Source organism: Streptomyces sp. NPDC043952 (assembly GCF_056435325.1).
The window spans coordinates 111,453-126,539 of record NZ_JBWKES010000007.1; the positions used below are offsets into that span (position 1 = coordinate 111,453).

The 15,087-nt window shown below is 72.7% G+C and carries 12 protein-coding genes and 2 pseudogenes; 11 read left to right on the top strand and 3 right to left on the bottom strand.

Annotated features, from left to right (window positions below):
- Window positions 1-129 precede the first annotated feature (129 nt).
- The gene (locus tag AC069R_RS10705; RefSeq protein ID WP_478766269.1) at window positions 130-1,875 is read left to right on the top strand and encodes a serine/threonine-protein kinase; all 1,746 of its coding nucleotides are present in this window, start codon (window positions 130-132) and stop codon (window positions 1,873-1,875) included.
- 122 nt (window positions 1,876-1,997) lie between these two features.
- Window positions 1,998-3,710 (top strand): serine/threonine-protein kinase, encoded by a 1,713-nt coding sequence (locus AC069R_RS10710; protein ID WP_478766271.1) that lies wholly within the window; start codon window positions 1,998-2,000, stop codon window positions 3,708-3,710.
- Window positions 3,711-3,803: 93 nt separating this feature from the next.
- On the opposite strand, the gene AC069R_RS10715 is transcribed toward AC069R_RS10710, so the two are convergent.
- Window positions 3,804-4,670, bottom strand: a complete 867-nt coding sequence (locus AC069R_RS10715) for an AraC family transcriptional regulator (protein ID WP_478766273.1) — start codon at window positions 4,668-4,670, stop codon at window positions 3,804-3,806.
- Between the two features lie 79 nt (window positions 4,671-4,749).
- Here AC069R_RS10715 and AC069R_RS10720 point away from each other — a divergent pair, with 79 nt between their 5' ends.
- The 7 genes and pseudogenes from AC069R_RS10720 to AC069R_RS10750 all read left to right on the top strand — a co-directional run bounded on the left by AC069R_RS10720 (window position 4,750) and on the right by AC069R_RS10750 (window position 10,784).
- A complete protein-coding gene (locus AC069R_RS10720) occupies window positions 4,750-5,655 on the top strand; it encodes an MBL fold metallo-hydrolase (RefSeq protein ID WP_478766275.1) in 906 nt (301 codons plus the stop codon).
- A gap of 46 nt (window positions 5,656-5,701) precedes the next feature.
- Window positions 5,702-6,022 (top strand): annotated as a pseudogene (locus AC069R_RS10725) (serine/threonine protein kinase); the annotation flags it as partial.
- A 2-nt stretch (window positions 6,023-6,024) separates the two neighbouring features.
- A pseudogene (locus AC069R_RS10730) lies at window positions 6,025-6,177 on the top strand (hypothetical protein); the annotation flags it as partial.
- 88 nt (window positions 6,178-6,265) lie between these two features.
- On the top strand, window positions 6,266-6,646 hold the full coding sequence (locus tag AC069R_RS10735; RefSeq protein WP_478766567.1) for a hypothetical protein: 381 nt from the start codon (window positions 6,266-6,268) through the stop codon (window positions 6,644-6,646).
- A gap of 233 nt (window positions 6,647-6,879) precedes the next feature.
- Window positions 6,880-7,179, top strand: coding sequence for a hypothetical protein (locus AC069R_RS10740; RefSeq protein ID WP_478766569.1), 300 nt, complete (start codon window positions 6,880-6,882; stop codon window positions 7,177-7,179).
- A 135-nt stretch (window positions 7,180-7,314) separates the two neighbouring features.
- On the top strand, window positions 7,315-8,928 hold the full coding sequence (locus AC069R_RS10745) for a succinic semialdehyde dehydrogenase (protein ID WP_478766277.1): 1,614 nt from the start codon (window positions 7,315-7,317) through the stop codon (window positions 8,926-8,928).
- A gap of 74 nt (window positions 8,929-9,002) precedes the next feature.
- Complete coding sequence (locus AC069R_RS10750) at window positions 9,003-10,784, top strand: GMC family oxidoreductase N-terminal domain-containing protein (protein WP_478766278.1); 1,782 nt, start codon at window positions 9,003-9,005, stop codon at window positions 10,782-10,784.
- Window positions 10,785-11,273: 489 nt separating this feature from the next.
- Here the strand turns inward: AC069R_RS10750 and AC069R_RS10755 are convergent, their stop codons facing one another.
- Window positions 11,274-11,582, bottom strand: coding sequence for a chorismate mutase (locus tag AC069R_RS10755; protein ID WP_478766280.1), 309 nt, complete (start codon window positions 11,580-11,582; stop codon window positions 11,274-11,276).
- A 387-nt stretch (window positions 11,583-11,969) separates the two neighbouring features.
- Here AC069R_RS10755 and guaA point away from each other — a divergent pair, with 387 nt between their 5' ends.
- On the top strand, window positions 11,970-13,544 hold the full coding sequence (guaA, locus tag AC069R_RS10760; RefSeq protein WP_478766282.1) for a glutamine-hydrolyzing GMP synthase: 1,575 nt from the start codon (window positions 11,970-11,972) through the stop codon (window positions 13,542-13,544).
- 29 nt (window positions 13,545-13,573) lie between these two features.
- Here guaA and AC069R_RS10765 read toward each other — a convergent pair whose 3' ends face one another.
- Window positions 13,574-14,041, bottom strand: a complete 468-nt coding sequence (locus AC069R_RS10765) for a pyridoxamine 5'-phosphate oxidase family protein (RefSeq protein WP_478766283.1) — start codon at window positions 14,039-14,041, stop codon at window positions 13,574-13,576.
- A 141-nt stretch (window positions 14,042-14,182) separates the two neighbouring features.
- Here AC069R_RS10765 and AC069R_RS10770 point away from each other — a divergent pair, with 141 nt between their 5' ends.
- Window positions 14,183-14,977: a class II aldolase/adducin family protein gene (locus AC069R_RS10770; protein WP_478766284.1), complete on the top strand. Its 795-nt coding sequence runs from the start codon at window positions 14,183-14,185 to the stop codon at window positions 14,975-14,977.
- Window positions 14,978-15,087 lie beyond the last annotated feature (110 nt).

The following is a 15,087-nucleotide window of genomic DNA, read 5'->3' on the forward strand; positions in this document are numbered from 1 at the left end:
GGTTCCCGTTCTCACGCGGAAATGACCATCGTCACAGTGCGGTTTCCTTGGGACCCCGCTTGTTCCCCCCGAACGGGCCGGTCCTTAGTCTGACCCCTGACAAAAGCATTGCGGGGCAACGTGAATCAGATGCAGGGCCTGCTCATAGCGGGCCGCTACCGGCTTGCCGAATCCATCGGCAGCGGCGGCATGGGCCGGGTGTGGCGCGCCCACGACGAGGTGCTGCACCGGGCGGTCGCGGTCAAGGAGTTGACCGCCGCGCTCTACGTCTCCGACAGCGACCAGGCCGTACTGCTCGCCCGCACCCGTGCGGAGGCGCGGGCCGCGGCGCGCATCAACCACTCCGCGGTCGTCACCGTGCACGACGTCCTCGACCACGACGGCCGCCCGTGGATCGTGATGGAGCTGGTCGAGGGCAACTCGCTGGCCGACGCGGTCAAGGAGCAGGGGCGCATCGAGCCGCGGGAGGCCGCGCGGATCGGGCTGTGGGTGCTGCGCGCGCTGCGCGCCGCGCACTCCGCCGGTGTGCTGCACCGCGATGTGAAGCCTGGCAACGTTCTCCTCGGCCGCGACGGGCGGGTGCTGCTCACCGACTTCGGCATCGCCCAGATCGAGGGCGACTCCACCATCACCCGCACCGGAGAGGTCGTCGGCTCGGTCGACTACCTCGCGCCCGAGCGGGTGCGCGGCCACGACCCCGGCCCCGCCTCCGACCTGTGGGCGCTCGGGGCGACGCTGTACACGGCGGTGGAGGGGCGCTCGCCGTTCCGCCGCACCTCGCCGCTGAGCACCATGCAGGCGGTCGTCGAGGAGGAGGCCGAACAGCCGCGCAACGCCGGGCCGCTCGGCCCGGTCATCTCCGCGCTGCTGCGCAAGGAGCCGGAGCGGCGGCCGGGCGCGGAGGAGGCCGAGCAGATGCTCGCCGAGGCCGCGGAGGGCCGCCGGCCGAGCGCCGCGCAGGCGTACGTGCCGACCCAGACCTCCGGCCTGCACGGTCCGGGGGACGGCGGCGGCTACGGCACGCAGGGTCAGGCGACGAACGGCCAGGCGACGAACGGCCAGGCCCTGAACGGCCACGCCCCGAACGTCTCGTCCACGGCGGGCCCGGCGGTGTCCGGCACGCAGCCGGGCGGCCCGCATCCGGCCGGTCCGTCGGCCGTCGGGCCCACGGCCGTGGGCCCCGTGCCGGACGGGCACGGCGGCGGGCGGCCGGTCCGCCCCCGGCGCAAGCTGCGCACCCTCGCGCTCGTCGTCGCCGTCGCGGCCGTGCTCGGCGGCGGTGCCGCGGTGGGCTTCCAGGAGTGGAACAGCTCGCGGCACGACACCGCGACGCACGGTACGACCCCCGGCCCGGCCTCTTCGGCGAGCCCCGGTGACCAGGACACCGGCACGGTGCCCGCCAGCTGGGAGACCCACCACGACCCGCTGGGCTTCAGCATCTCCCTGCCCAAGGGCTGGAAGCGCCAGGTCTACGGCATCAACGGCCCGCTGAAGCAGATCGACTACACCCCCGACGGCGGCAAGCACTTCGTCCGCATCTCCATCGACCGCTCGCCGGACTTCGTCGACGCCTACGAACACCAGAAGGACCTGGAACAGCAGCTCCAACGGCTGGTCGGCTACCAGCGGGTGGCCCTCAGGCAGAACATCTACCGCGACCGCAGCGGCTCGCTGTGGGAGTACACCTGGGACGCGCTGAAGAAGGACCCGCCGCACGTGGCGGGCCCGCGGCACGCGATCGAGGAGACGTACTTCTCGCGCGAGGGCACCGAGTACGCCATCTACATGTCCGGACCCGCCGCCGACTGGCCGAAGACCGGCAAGCAGTTCAAGTGGGTGCTCCAGAGCTGGCAGCAGCCGGGGCAGACGGGATGAACCGCGCTGCGCCGAACGGGTGCTCTTTGCGAGTGAAACGGCCGAAAACGAGTCACTGAACGGCGCGGCTTGGCCGATCGGAGCCCCGGAGCGGATGGGTCCGTTGCGGCATGATGGGCCCCATGGGGACCGAGGGCGCCGACTTCCGGGTGATCGCCGGCCGGTACCGCCTCCAGGCGCGTATCGGGCGCGGCGGCATGGGCGTCGTATGGCGGGCGAGCGACGAGCTGCTGGGCCGGCTCGTCGCGGTCAAGGAGATCCTCGCGGACGACGCGCTCCCGGAGGACGACGCACGGCGCCGCCGCGACCGTACGTTCCGGGAGGCGCGCGCGGTCGCGCAGCTGCGGCACCCGCACATCATCGTGGTGCACGACGTGGTGGAGCAGGACGAACGGCCGTACCTGGTCATGGAGCTGATCGACGGCTGCTCGCTCGCCGACCGGATCGCCCGGCACGGCCCGGTGACCCCGGCCGAGGCCGCGCGGATCGGGATCGCCCTGCTCAGCGCGCTGGACACCGCGCACGAGGCCGGGGTGCTGCACCGGGACATCAAGCCCGCGAACGTCCTGATCGAGTCGGGCACCGAGCGGGTCGTGCTCACCGACTTCGGCATCGCGCAGGTCGCGGGCGCCACCACGCTCACCGAGACCGGCTCCTTCGTCGGCTCGCCCGAGTACACCGCGCCCGAGCGGATGTCCGGGGTGCGCACCGGACCGGAGTCCGACCTGTGGTCGCTGGGCGCGCTGCTGTGCACGGTGCTCAGCGGCGAATCGCCGTTCCGGCGCGACTCGCTCGGCGGCATCCTGCACGCCGTGGTCGCGGCCGAGATCCGGCCGCCCGTCGAGGCCGAGCCGCTGGGGCCGGTCGTACGGGGGCTGCTGGAGCGCGATCCGGACCGGCGGCTCGGCGCGGCACAGGCCGAGCGGATGCTGCGCGTCTACCTGGAGACCGGGCGGACCCCCGAGACGCCACCGGAGCCGGCGGGCACCTCGCGCGGGCACCGGCTCGCGGTGGGACGCCCACCGCGGACCCTGCCCCCGCCGCCCGTCCTGCCGGGCGAGCCCGAGCCGCTGTCCGGCCCGGCGGCGGGCGCGGGCGCGGTCACGGCGGAGGCGCCGCCCGGCCGCTCCTCGACGCGCTCGGTGCTGCTGGCGGCGCTGCTGATCGCGGCGCTCGCGGCGGCGGGCGGCTCGGCCGCGACCCTGCTGATCAACCGGAACGAGGGCGGGGGCGGCGGGAGTCCGGGGGGCACCGCGACGACACCGGCGACCGGGGGCGCGAGCGGTACGAGCACCGGGCCCTCGCCCTCGCCCTCGGCCACGACCCCGGCCCCGACGCCGTCCCGGTCCGGCTCCCCGCCCCCGCCCCCGCCCCCGGTCCCGGTCCCTGGCACCGCGCCCTCCGGCTACCGCACCGCCCGCGACCCCGCCGGGTTCTCGCTCGCCGTGCCCGACGACTTCACCCGCAGCCCGCAGGGGGAGCGGGTGTTCTACCTGTCGCCGGAGGGCACGTACCGCCTCGGCGTCAGGATCTCCGCCCCCCAACCCGGCGGCCCGCAGGCCGTGATGAAGGGTCAGGCGGCCAACGGATCGGTGTCGAACCCCGGTTACCACGACGGCCGGGTCACCCGCACCACGCACGCCGGACACCCGGCCGCGCTCTGGGAGTTCACCTGGAACGGCTACAGCGCGGCGGAGGGACCACGGCACACGTACGACCTGTGCTGGGAGGAGTCCGGACGGCTGTACGACGTGTGGGTGTCGGCGCCGGTGGGGAAGGTGCGGGAGGCGCGGGAGTACTTCGACGTCGCGCTGGACACGTTCTCGGCGTCCTGAGCCGCACTCCGCCGGCTGCCGTCCGGCCGCCGCGGATACCGGGCCACCTTCCCGTACGGAAACGCGCACTGTGGGGGGTTCGGGGGTCGGGTGTCAGGGGGTCGTCGTGCGGTCCCGGTAGCGGCCCGGTGTGATCCCGAACTCCCGGCTGAAGGCGTGCGAGAGGGCGTACGGGCTGCCGTACCCCGTCTCGCGCGCCACCGTCGCGAGCGGCGCGTCGGACTCGCGCAGCCGGGCCGCCGCCAGCGTCAGCCGCCACCAGGTGAGGTACGCCATCGGCGAGCGGCCGACCAGGGCGGTGAAGCGGCGGGCGAGGGTGGCGCGGGAGACCCCCGCCTCGGCGGCCAGCCGCTCCGCCGTCCAGGGCGCCGCCGGTTCGGCGTGCAGCGCCCGCAACGCGGCCGTCGTCACGGGGTCGTTCAGCACCGCGGGCCACGCCCCGGTGCGCGCCCGGCTCATCCAGGCGCGCACCATGTAGACCAGCAGCAGGTCCAGCAGGCTCGGCAGCGCGAGACAGCCGCCCGGCCGCTGCTCCTCCAGCTCACGGGCCAACAGGTCCACGGCGGACCGCAGTTCGGCCTGCTCCCCGACCCGGTGCGGCAGCCGCACCACCTGCGGCAGCTCCGCCATCAGCGGATGGGTACGACTGCGGTCGAGCCGGTACTTGCCGCACAGCAGCTCGACCTCGCCGCCGTCCCCGGTGCTCGTCAGCGCGTGCCCCGCGCCGTGCGGCAGCAGCGCCACGTCCCCCGGCCCCAGCGTCACCGGATCCCCGTCCCCGCCCCCGTCCCCGCTCCCGTCGCCGTCCCGCAGCAGCCGGCAGATGCCGCCGAGGACGACATGGAAGCCCGCCCCCTCGTACGGCGGCAGCCGCACCGCCCACGCGCCGCTCACCCGGAGCCGCTCCGAGGAGGGGCTGCCCACCCGCACCGCGGAGATCGCGTCACTCACCACGTCCATGCCTCCATGAGACGACGGCGTATCCGGATGAGCAAGGAAAGCATTGGGATGCTCACCGGAGGTTCCTAGAGTCGGCGGCATGGTGGACGAACAGGACGTACGGGCATTCACGGTCGGCGATGTCGAGGTGCTGCGGATCGTGGAGCGGCAGGAGTCCCTCGTGCCGGCGCGACGGCTGGTTCCGGACGCGGGGGAGGAGGTGTGGCGGGAGCACGCGGGAGAGCTGGCGCCCCGGTACTGGGAGCCGGAGCGGGACATGGCGGTGCTGGCGGTGCAGACCTGGGTGGTGCGCAGCGGCGGGCGGACGGTGCTCGTGGACACCGGGGTGGGCCGGGACCGGGAGCGGCCGGGCAATCCGCTGTTCCACCGGCAGCCGGGCGATCTGCCGGGGCGGCTGCGACGGGCCGGGGTGGATCCGGCGGAGGTCGACGTCGTCGTGAACACGCACATCCACGGCGATCACGTCGGCTGGAACACCCGGGACCTGAACGGGGAGTGGGTGCCCACCTTCCCGCACGCCCGCTATCTGCTCCCGGCCGCCGACGACCGCTACTTCGGGCCCGAGGGCGGCTACGGCGGCGGCGCGCGGGTGGACGACCGGCTGCTGTACGAGGACAGCATCGCACCCGTGCACCGGGCCGGGCAGGCCGTCGTATGGGAGGACGGGTACGACATCGACGGGCACCTGCGGCTGGAGCCCGCGCCCGGACACACACCGGGATCGTCCGTGCTGCGGGTCTCCTCGCGGGGCGAACACGCGGTGTTCGTCGGGGACTTGCTGCACAGCCCGGTACAGATCCTGCGACCCGAGTGCAACAGCTGCTTCTGCCTCGACCCGTCGGCCGCGGCGTCGAGCAGGCGACGGGTGCTCCAACAGGCGGCTCACGAGAGCGCGTTGGTAATCCCGGCGCACTTCGCGGGCACCGGGGTGGTCGAAGTGCGGGAGGAGAACGGCGGGTTCGGGCTGCGCCGGTGGACCGTCTAGACCGTCCGCTTCGACAGCGGCGCGGTGTGCGCGGTACTGATGGGGCATGGCTGACGACGGCGAACACCCGCTCGGCGAACCTCCGACCGGTACGGGTCCGGCCGGCGCGCGTCTGATCGGCGGGCGCTACCGGCTGACCGACCGTCTCGGCACCGGTCCCACCGGAACCGTCTGGCGCGCCGAGGACGAGCGGGGCGAGGGGCGGGTCCGGGTCGCCGTCAAGGAGCCGTCGCTGCCCGGCGACCCGGCCGTCGACGAGGAGAGCCGGCGGCTCGCCCACCGGCTGTACCGGGAGGCCCGCGCCGCCACGCGGGTGCGGCATCCGTCCGCCGTCACGGTGTACGACGTCGTCACCGAGGCGGGCATCCCGTGGATCGTGAGGGAACTGGTGGAGGGCGAGTCCCTGGGCGAGGCGCTGCGCCGGGGCCCCTGCCGCCCGCCGAGGCCGCGCGCATCGGTCTCGCCGTCCTCGGCGCCCTGCGCGCCGCGCACGCCGTCGGCATCGTCCACCGCGACCTCAAACCGGCCAACGTACTGCTGGAATCGGGCACCGGCCGAGTGATCCTGACGGACTTCGGGATCGGGGATGGGAGGGGTGGGGGAGGGGGTGGTGTCGGCGCCGGTTCCGGTGCTGGTGCTGGTGTGGGTCGTGCGGGTCGTGCGGGTGGTGCCGGTGGGGCTGGGGCCGGGACTGGTGTTGGGGCCGGTGGCGTCGGGGCTGGTGTTGGCGGCGCCGGGGTCGGCGAGGCCGGTGAAGAACGGCCGGGCGGAGAGGGGCCTGCCGGGGCCGGTGGTGGCGGGTTCGGTGGTGCCGGGGCTGGTGGTGCCGGGGTCGGCGGTGGCGGGTCGGGCGAAGGTGGGCCTGGCGGGAGTAGTGGGGCCGGGGGTGGCGGAGGCGGGTCGGGCGAAGGTGGGCCTGGCGGGAGTGGGGCCGGGGTCGGCGGAGACGGGTCGGCTGAAGATGGGCCCGGTGGCGGAGGCGGTGCCGTAGGCGGCGGGAGTCGGCTCGGCGAGGGCGTCTCCTTCGTCGCTCCCGAGCGCGCGGCCGGTCCGGGTGCGGGGCCCGCTTCCGACCTGTGGTCCCTGGGCGTCCTGCTGCGCACCGCCCTCGGCGACACCGACCCCGGCCCGCTCGCCTCCCTCCTGGACCGGCTGCACGCCGAGCGGCCCGAGGCCCGGCCGGGCGCGGAGCAGGTGGCGGCGGAGCTGCGGGAGTACCTGGGGGTGACGGACGCAGCGGAGCCGGCCGAGGCAGGAGACGTACGAGACGTACACGCGCGGAACGTACGAGACGGGCGGCACCCCGGCGTCGTACCGGACGCGCACTCACAGCCGTACCCGCACCCGTACCCCGACCCGCAGCCCACCCCCGAGCCGCACCCCGACACCGACCCCGACCCCGCCCCCAGCCCCACCCTCAGCTCCGCCCCCGACCCCCAGCCGGCCCCCGCCCCCGCACCCCGCCGCCGTACCCCCTTCGCCGCCCTCACCCTCCTCCTGGCGAAAAAACCCGCGGGCGACTGATCGGGCGGGTGTTCGAGCGGGCAACCCGCTGATCAGGCCATTCGTGCCAGTGGTCACTGGCGCGGTGTGAGTACTCGGTGAATCCCCGTTACCGACGGGTACACAAAGCGTTCGCCGCGGCATACCCTGCGCCTCATGACGGACACGCAGGCCCCGGACATCGCCGGTACCAACCCCCTCGCGCCCTCCCCCGAGGGTGCCCGCACCGCCGCCGACGTGGTCACCCCGGAACTGGTGGCCCGGCTGACCAAGGGCGTCACCGGTTCCGGCCGGACCGCCAACCACACGCCGTTCACCGGCGAGAAGCTGGCCGACCTGCCCGAGTCCACCCCCGCGGACGTACTCGACGCCTTCGGGGCGGCCCGTGCCGCGCAGGCCGTCTGGGAGCGCACCCCGGTACGGCAGCGGGCCGCCGTCCTGCTCCGCTTCCACGACCTGATCCTCGAACGCCAGGCCGAGATCCTCGACCTGATCCAGCTGGAGACCGGCAAGGCCCGGCTGCACGCGCACGAGGAGGTGCTGGCCGTCGCCATCGCGGCCCGCCACTACGGCCGCAAGGCCCCCGCGTACCTGCGCCCGAAGCGGCACACCGGCGCCGTGCCGACCCTGACGAAGGTCACCGAACTGCGCCACCCGCGCGGCGTCGTGGGACAGATCGCGCCCTGGAACTACCCCCTGGAACTGTCCGTCGGCGACGCGCTGCCCGCCTTCGTCGCGGGCAACGCGGTCGTGATGAAGCCGGACACCGAGACCTGCCTCACCGCGCTGTGGGCCCGCGATCTGCTGATCGAGGCCGGGCTGCCCGAGGGCGTCTTCCAGGTCGTCATCGGCGAAGGCCCGGTCGTCGGGCCCGAGTTGGTCAAGCACGCCGACTATGTCTCCTTCACCGGCTCCACCCGCACCGGCCGCGAGGTCGCCCAGGGCGCCGCCGCCCGGCTGATCGGCGTCTCCCTCGAACTCGGCGGCAAGAACGCCATGCTGGTGCTGGACGACGCCGACATCGAGAAGGCCGCCGCCGGTGCCGTCCGCGCCTGCTTCTCCTCTGCCGGCCAACTCTGCATCTCCATCGAGCGGTTGTACGTCCACGAGTCGATCGCCGATGCCTTCCTGGAGCGTTTCGCCGCCCGCACCAGGGCCATGCGGCTCGGCAACTGCCTCGCCTACGGCGCCGAGATGGGCTCCCTGGTCGGCGAGCGCCAGCTGGAGACCGTCGAGAGGCATGTGCGCGAGGCCGTCGACAAGGGTGCCAAGGTGCTCGCGGGCGGCGTGGCCCGGCCCGACATCGGCCCCTACTTCTACGAGCCCACCATCCTCGACGGCGTCGAGCACTCCATGGCGGTCTGCGAGGAGGAGACCTTCGGCCCGGTCGTCTCCGTCTACCGCTTCTCGGACCTGGACGACGCGATCGAGCGCGCCAACGCCACGCCGTACGGCCTCAACGCCTCCGTCTGGACGACCAGTTCGAGCCGCGGCCGCGAGGTCGCCGCCCGGCTGCGCACCGGCACGGTCAACATCAACGAGGGCTACGCCCCCGCCTACGGCAGCGTCCAGTCCCCGATGGGCGGCATGAAGGACTCCGGGCTCGGCCGCCGCCACGGCTCCGAGGGCATCCTCAAGTACACCGAGGCCCAGACGGTCGCCCAGCAGCGGCTGCTGCCGATGGCGCCCTCGCTGGGCATGACGGAGGAGGGCTACGCCCGCCTGATGACCACGAGCCTGCGCCTGCTGAAGGCGTTCCGGTTCAGGTAGGCCGCCCGGCGGCGCGGGGAACCGCGCGAGAAGCCACGGACGGCCCGCACCCGAGACACAACGAGGAGAGACCCGTGCCCCAGGACTCCTACGACTACGACGTCATCGTGGTCGGCTCCGGCTTCGGCGGCTCCGTGTCGGCGCTGCGCCTGACCGAGAAGGGCTACCGGGTCGGCGTCCTCGAAGCCGGGCGCCGCTTCACCCGCGAGTCCCTGCCGAAGAACTCCTGGGACCTGAGGAACTACCTCTGGGCCCCGAAGCTCGGCCTGTACGGCATCCAGCGCATCCATCTGCTGGGCAATGTGATGGTGCTGGCCGGCGCGGGCGTCGGCGGCGGCTCGCTCAACTACGCCAACACCCTCTACGTCCCGCCGAAGGCGTTCTTCGAGGACCCCCAGTGGAAGGACATCACCGACTGGCAGGAGGAGTTGCAGCCGTACTACGACCAGGCCAAGCGCATGCTCGGCGTGCGGCTCAACCCGACGATGACCCCCTCGGACGTCCATCTCAAGGCCGCCGCCGAGCGGATGGGCGTCGGCGACACCTTCCACTTCGCGCCGGTGGGCGTCTTCTTCGGCGACGGCAAGGACGCGGACGGCACGGTCAAGGCGGCGCCGGGACAGCGCGTACCCGACCCGTACTTCGGCGGAGCGGGCCCGGAGCGCACCGCCTGCACCGAGTGCGGCGAGTGCATGACCGGCTGCCGGCACGGCGCCAAGAACACGCTCAACGAGAACTACCTCCACCTCGCCGAGAAGGCGGGCGCGGTGGTCCACCCCATGACCACGGTGGTGTCGGTCACCGACGACTCGCGCGGCGGGTACGCGGTGGCCACCCTGCCGACGGACCGCGGGAAGAAGGGCGCGGGACGGCTGTTCACCGCGCGCCGGGTCGTGCTCGCCGCCGGCACGTACGGCACCCAGACCCTGCTGCACCGGATGAAGGCGAACGGCCACCTGCCGTACCTCTCACCCAAGTTGGGCGTTCTGACCCGCACCAACTCCGAGGCGCTGGTGGGCGCGCAGACCGACAACCGCCGTTACCGCAAGGCGCACGGCGCCCCGCGGGCCGACTTCACCCGAGGCGTCGCGATCACCTCCTCGATCCACCCGGACGAGAACACCCACATCGAGCCGGTCCGCTACGGCAAGGGCTCCAACGCGATGGGCGGCCTGTCCATCCTCCAGGTGCCGTACACCGAGGGCTCCTCGCGGGCGCTGGCCTGGCTGGCGAACGCGGCCCGGCACCCCGCCCTGGTGCTGCGCTCGCTGTCCAACCGCCGCTGGTCGGAGCGGAGCATCATCGGCCTGGTGATGCAGTCCCTGGACAACTCGCTGACGACGTACCTGAAGCCGGACGGCGTCGGCAAGGGCCTGCTCACCGCGCGGCAGGGGCACGGCGCGCCCAACCCCAAGCAGATCAGGGCCGCCACCGAGGCCGCCACCGCGCTCGCCGCCGAGATCAACGGCTTCCCCGGCAGCAATGTCGGCGAACTGATGGGCACCCCGCTCACCGCGCACTTCCTCGGCGGCTGCCCCATCGGCGACTCGCCCGACACCGGTGTGATCGACCCGTACCACCGGCTGTACGGCCACCCCGGCATCTCGGTCGTGGACGGCGCCGCGGTCTCGGCGAACCTGGGCGTCAACCCCTCGCTGACGATCACCGCGCAGGCCGAGCGGGCCATGTCGTTCTGGCCGAACAAGGGCGAGGAGGACCCGCGGCCGGCGCCGGGAGCGGCGTACGAGCGGCTGAAGCCGGTGGAGCCGCGCTCGCCCGCGGTCCCGGCGGAGGCGTTCGGCGCACTGCGGTTGCCGTTCCTGGGGATGCCGACGGTGCCGCCGAAGGCGGAGTAGGCGGATGTGACGCAGGTCACTCGTCAATTGTCGGGGTCGGCGCAACCCTTCCGCGCCGTCGCCGATCAAACCTGCTACCGGATCGAGAAGACGGTGATGAGGGACCTGCCTTCGGAGGGGGATGCAGGTCCCTCTTCTCATGGGCCCGAGGGGTCCTGAGTTCTCATGGGCCCGAGGGTTCTGAGGGCTGTCGTGGTCTGTGCGGGGACGGGGACCGGTGTTCCGCCGGTCGGCTCCGGGCGTCCCCGGAGCCGACCGTTCTCTTGGTGACCGGGCTGCTGTCCCCTGCCGTCCGGTCACTTCCCTGGAGCGAGGTCCCACGGTGTACGGCACGACCCGTACGCCTCATCGCTCCAGCGAGCCACGCGTGGTTCTGTCGGGCCCGCCCCTGGCTGGCACGGACACCCCGCTAACGAAGCCGCCCGCGAGGCGGTCACGGCGCCGTACGGGTGAGACGGTGGCCGAACTCACGTCGGATAATCGGGTGACTCAGACCCGGCCCCGGCACAGCTCCAGCAGGGTCATGGCGAGCGCGGTGCCGGGCTTGCCCAGCGCCTCGCGGTAGCGGGAGAGGATCTCCATCTCGCGGTTGAGGCTGAGCCGCCGGCCGCCGGAGGAGATGCGGGTCTGCTGCACGACGGCGGAGACGGCCGTCCGCTCCTGGATGAGGCCGATGATCCGGTCGTCGATCGCGTCGATGCGCTCACGGGCGGCGGCGATGGCCGCCTCCGGCGTCGCGGCGGTCCTCTCGGGGGTCGCTCCGGAGGTGGTGGTCTCTTCGGGGATGGTGGTGGTCATGCCGGGGGCTCCTGATCGTTTCGTACGGATGCGGATGCCCTGGAACCGTGTGACCCGGAGAAACGACAGGCGCCCCTGGGCCTTGTCGGCCCGGGGCGCCTGGGATGTCGCTTAAGCGTTCGGCTAAGCAGCACGACCATGGCAACCGGCGGGCCGGATGCCATAGGTAAAGACGAAGGTCGCGTGCTGAAGCATGGCGCCAGTATGCCACGGCCGGTGCGCCGCCCCCGCCGTCACGGCGCCCCCGGCCGGACGGAGCGCGCTCCCAGTCCGGCGGAGTGCGCTCCCGGTCCGGCGGAGTCTGGCCCCCGGCTCGACGGAGTGCTTCGCGCCCGCACCGTTAGACTCGTAGTACAGACCCCCGCCCGGACCACCAGAAGGCACCCCGTGTCATCAGCGACTCCCACTGCCCCCGACACCGTCCTGGTCGTCGACTTCGGTGCGCAGTACGCCCAGCTCATCGCCCGACGCGTCCGCGAGGCGCGGGTCTACAGCGAGATCGTGCCGAGCACCATGCCGGTCAAGGAGATGCTCGCCAAGAAGCCCGCGGCCATCATCCTCTCCGGCGGCCCCTCGTCGGTGTACGAGGAGGGCGCGCCCACCCTCGACCGCGAGATCTTCGAGGCCGGCGTCCCCGTCTTCGGCATGTGCTACGGCTTCCAGTTGATGGCGCTCACCCTCGGCGGCTCCGTCGACAACAACGGCGCCCGTGAGTACGGCCGTACCGACCTGCACGTCTCCAAGTCCTCCTCCACCCTGTTCGAGGGCACTCCCGCCGAGCAGCAGGTCTGGATGTCGCACGGCGACGCCTGCTCCGCCGCGCCCGAGGGCTTCTCCGTCACCGCGTCCACCGACCTGGTCCCGGTCGCCGCGTTCGAGAACGACGAGAAGAAGCTCTACGGCGTCCAGCACCACCCCGAGGTCATGCACTCCACCTACGGTCAGCAGGTGCTGGAGCACTTCCTGTACCGCGGCGCGGGCCTGGAGCCGACCTGGACCACGGGCAATGTGATCGAGGAGCAGGTCGAGGCCATCCGCGAACTGGTCGGCGACAAGCGCGCGATCTGCGGCCTGTCCGGCGGCGTGGACTCCGCGGTGGCCGCCGCCCTGGTGCAGAAGGCCATCGGCTCCCAGCTGACCTGCGTCTACGTCGACCACGGCCTGATGCGCAAGGGCGAGACCGAGCAGGTCGAGAAGGACTTCGTCGCGGCCACCGGCGTGCAGCTGAAGGTCGTCGACGCCGAGGAGCGCTTCCTGAAGGCCCTCGCCGGGGTCAGCGACCCGGAGGAGAAGCGCAAGATCATCGGGCGTGAGTTCATCCGCGTCTTCGAGCAGGCGCAGGCCGAGATCATCGCGGACGAGGGCCCGGCCGTGGAGTTCCTGGTCCAGGGCACCCTCTACCCGGACGTGGTCGAGTCCGGCGGCGGCACCGGCACCGCCAACATCAAGTCGCACCACAACGTCGGCGGCCTGCCCGAGGACCTCGAGTTCAAGCTGATCGAGCCGCTGCGCAAGCTGTTCAAGGACGAGGTCCGGATGGTCGGCCAGGAGCTGGGCCTGCCGGACGAGATCGTCCAGCGGCAGCCGTTCCCCGGTCCGGGCCTCGGCATCCGGATCGTCGGCGAGGTGACCAAGGAGCGCCTGGACCTGCTGCGCGACGCCGACGCCATCGCCCGCGAGGAGCTGACCGCGGCGGGCCTGGACCGCGACATCTGGCAGTGCCCGGTGGTCCTGCTCGCCGACGTGCGCAGCGTGGGCGTCCAGGGCGACGGTCGCACCTACGGTCACCCGATCGTGCTGCGCCCCGTCTCCTCCGAGGACGCCATGACCGCCGACTGGTCCCGGCTGCCCTACGACGTCCTCGCCCGTATCTCGACCCGCATCACCAACGAGGTCCGGGACGTCAACCGCGTCGTCCTCGACGTCACCTCGAAGCCGCCGGGCACCATCGAGTGGGAGTAGGGCCGAGCGGAGCCCGGCTCCGCTGAGGCTCAGGTCCGCCGGAGGGTCCGCACCGGCTCTCCCGGCTTCCAGACCTGGACGACCAGATACCGGTCGTCCTCGACGCAGGTCCTCACGACCTCCGTCAGCTCGGTGCGGAAGAGGTGGAACGGCTCCGGCGGTTCCGCCTCTTTCACATACCCGGCCTTCGTCTCCCCGTCCCCGACCTCGTAGGCCCGTCCGCTGATCCGCACGTCCCCGCCGGCCATGTCGGTCCCCCCGCCCGGATTGGCCTGGAGCGCGAACCGCGGATCGCGCAGCAGATCGCGGGCCTTCAGCGAATCCGGCATCATGCCGAGCCACAGCTCGCCGCCGCGGAAGTCCACCTCCAGACCGCAGGTGCGCGGGGAGCCGTCCCGGCGCAGGGTGACGAGGACGTGGTGGCGGAAGGCGCCGAAGCGCTCCTCGGCGGCCCTGGCGAGGTCCGGTTCGGCCGCGGTGAAGTCTGCCCAGTTCATACCGGCCGAGTGTGCTCCCCAACCCTGACATCTTCTGTCACCTTTCTCATCTGCGCGTCATCTTTACGGAACAGCCCTGCCTTTCGGCGCTGACCGGCGGTAACTTCCGGCCCGTACCGCACCCCCAGCGCTGGAGGACCTATGGCCGGGCCCACCCCGCCGCTGCCGCTGCCCACCCACCAGTTGCAGTTCGCCATGCCGCCGACGCACGACTCGGTCGAGGACGAGCGCCGGCACCGCAAGGAACGGCTCGCCGGAGCCCTGCGGATCTTCGGGCGGAACGGCTTCGAGGACGGCGTCTCCGGCCATATCACCGCCCGCGACCCGGAGTTCAGCGACTGCTTCTGGGTCAACCCCTTCGGCGTGCCCTTCAAGCACGTCACCGTCAGCGACCTCGTCCTCGCCAACCAGGACGGACAGGTCATCGAGGGCCGCTACCACGTCAACCAGGCCGCCTTCACCGTGCACGCCCGGGTCCACGCCGCCCGCCCGGATGTCGTCGCCGTCGCCCACTGCCACTCCGTGCACGGCCGCGCCCTCGCCGCTCTCGGCGACCTCATCGACCCCCTCACCCAGGAGAGCTGCGCCTTCTACGAGGACGCCGCCCTCTACGACACCTACACCGGAGTCACCGTCGACGCCGCGGAAGGCCGCCGCATCGCCGCCGCGCTCGGCTCCCGCAAGGCGCTGGTGCTGCGCAACCACGGGCTGCTCACCGTCGGCGGCTCCGTGGACGCCGCCGCCTGGTGGTTCCTGTCCATGGACCGCTGCTGCCGGGTGCAGCTGCTGGCCCGCGCGGCCGGCCGCCCGGTCCTCATCGACCACAAACTCGCCGTCGCCACCCGCGAACAACTCGGCGGCGACCTCGTGGCCTGGATCAACTACCAGCCCCTGTGGCAGGAAGTCACCCGCAGCGAACCCGACCTGCTCGACTGAGGCCCTGGGACGGCCGGGATCGCTCGCGTCAACACCTTGCCGGGCAGTTCACTCTCCAGAATCATGTCGGCGGCCCCCGGCCGGTCCCGGTAAGGCACAATTCGCTGTTG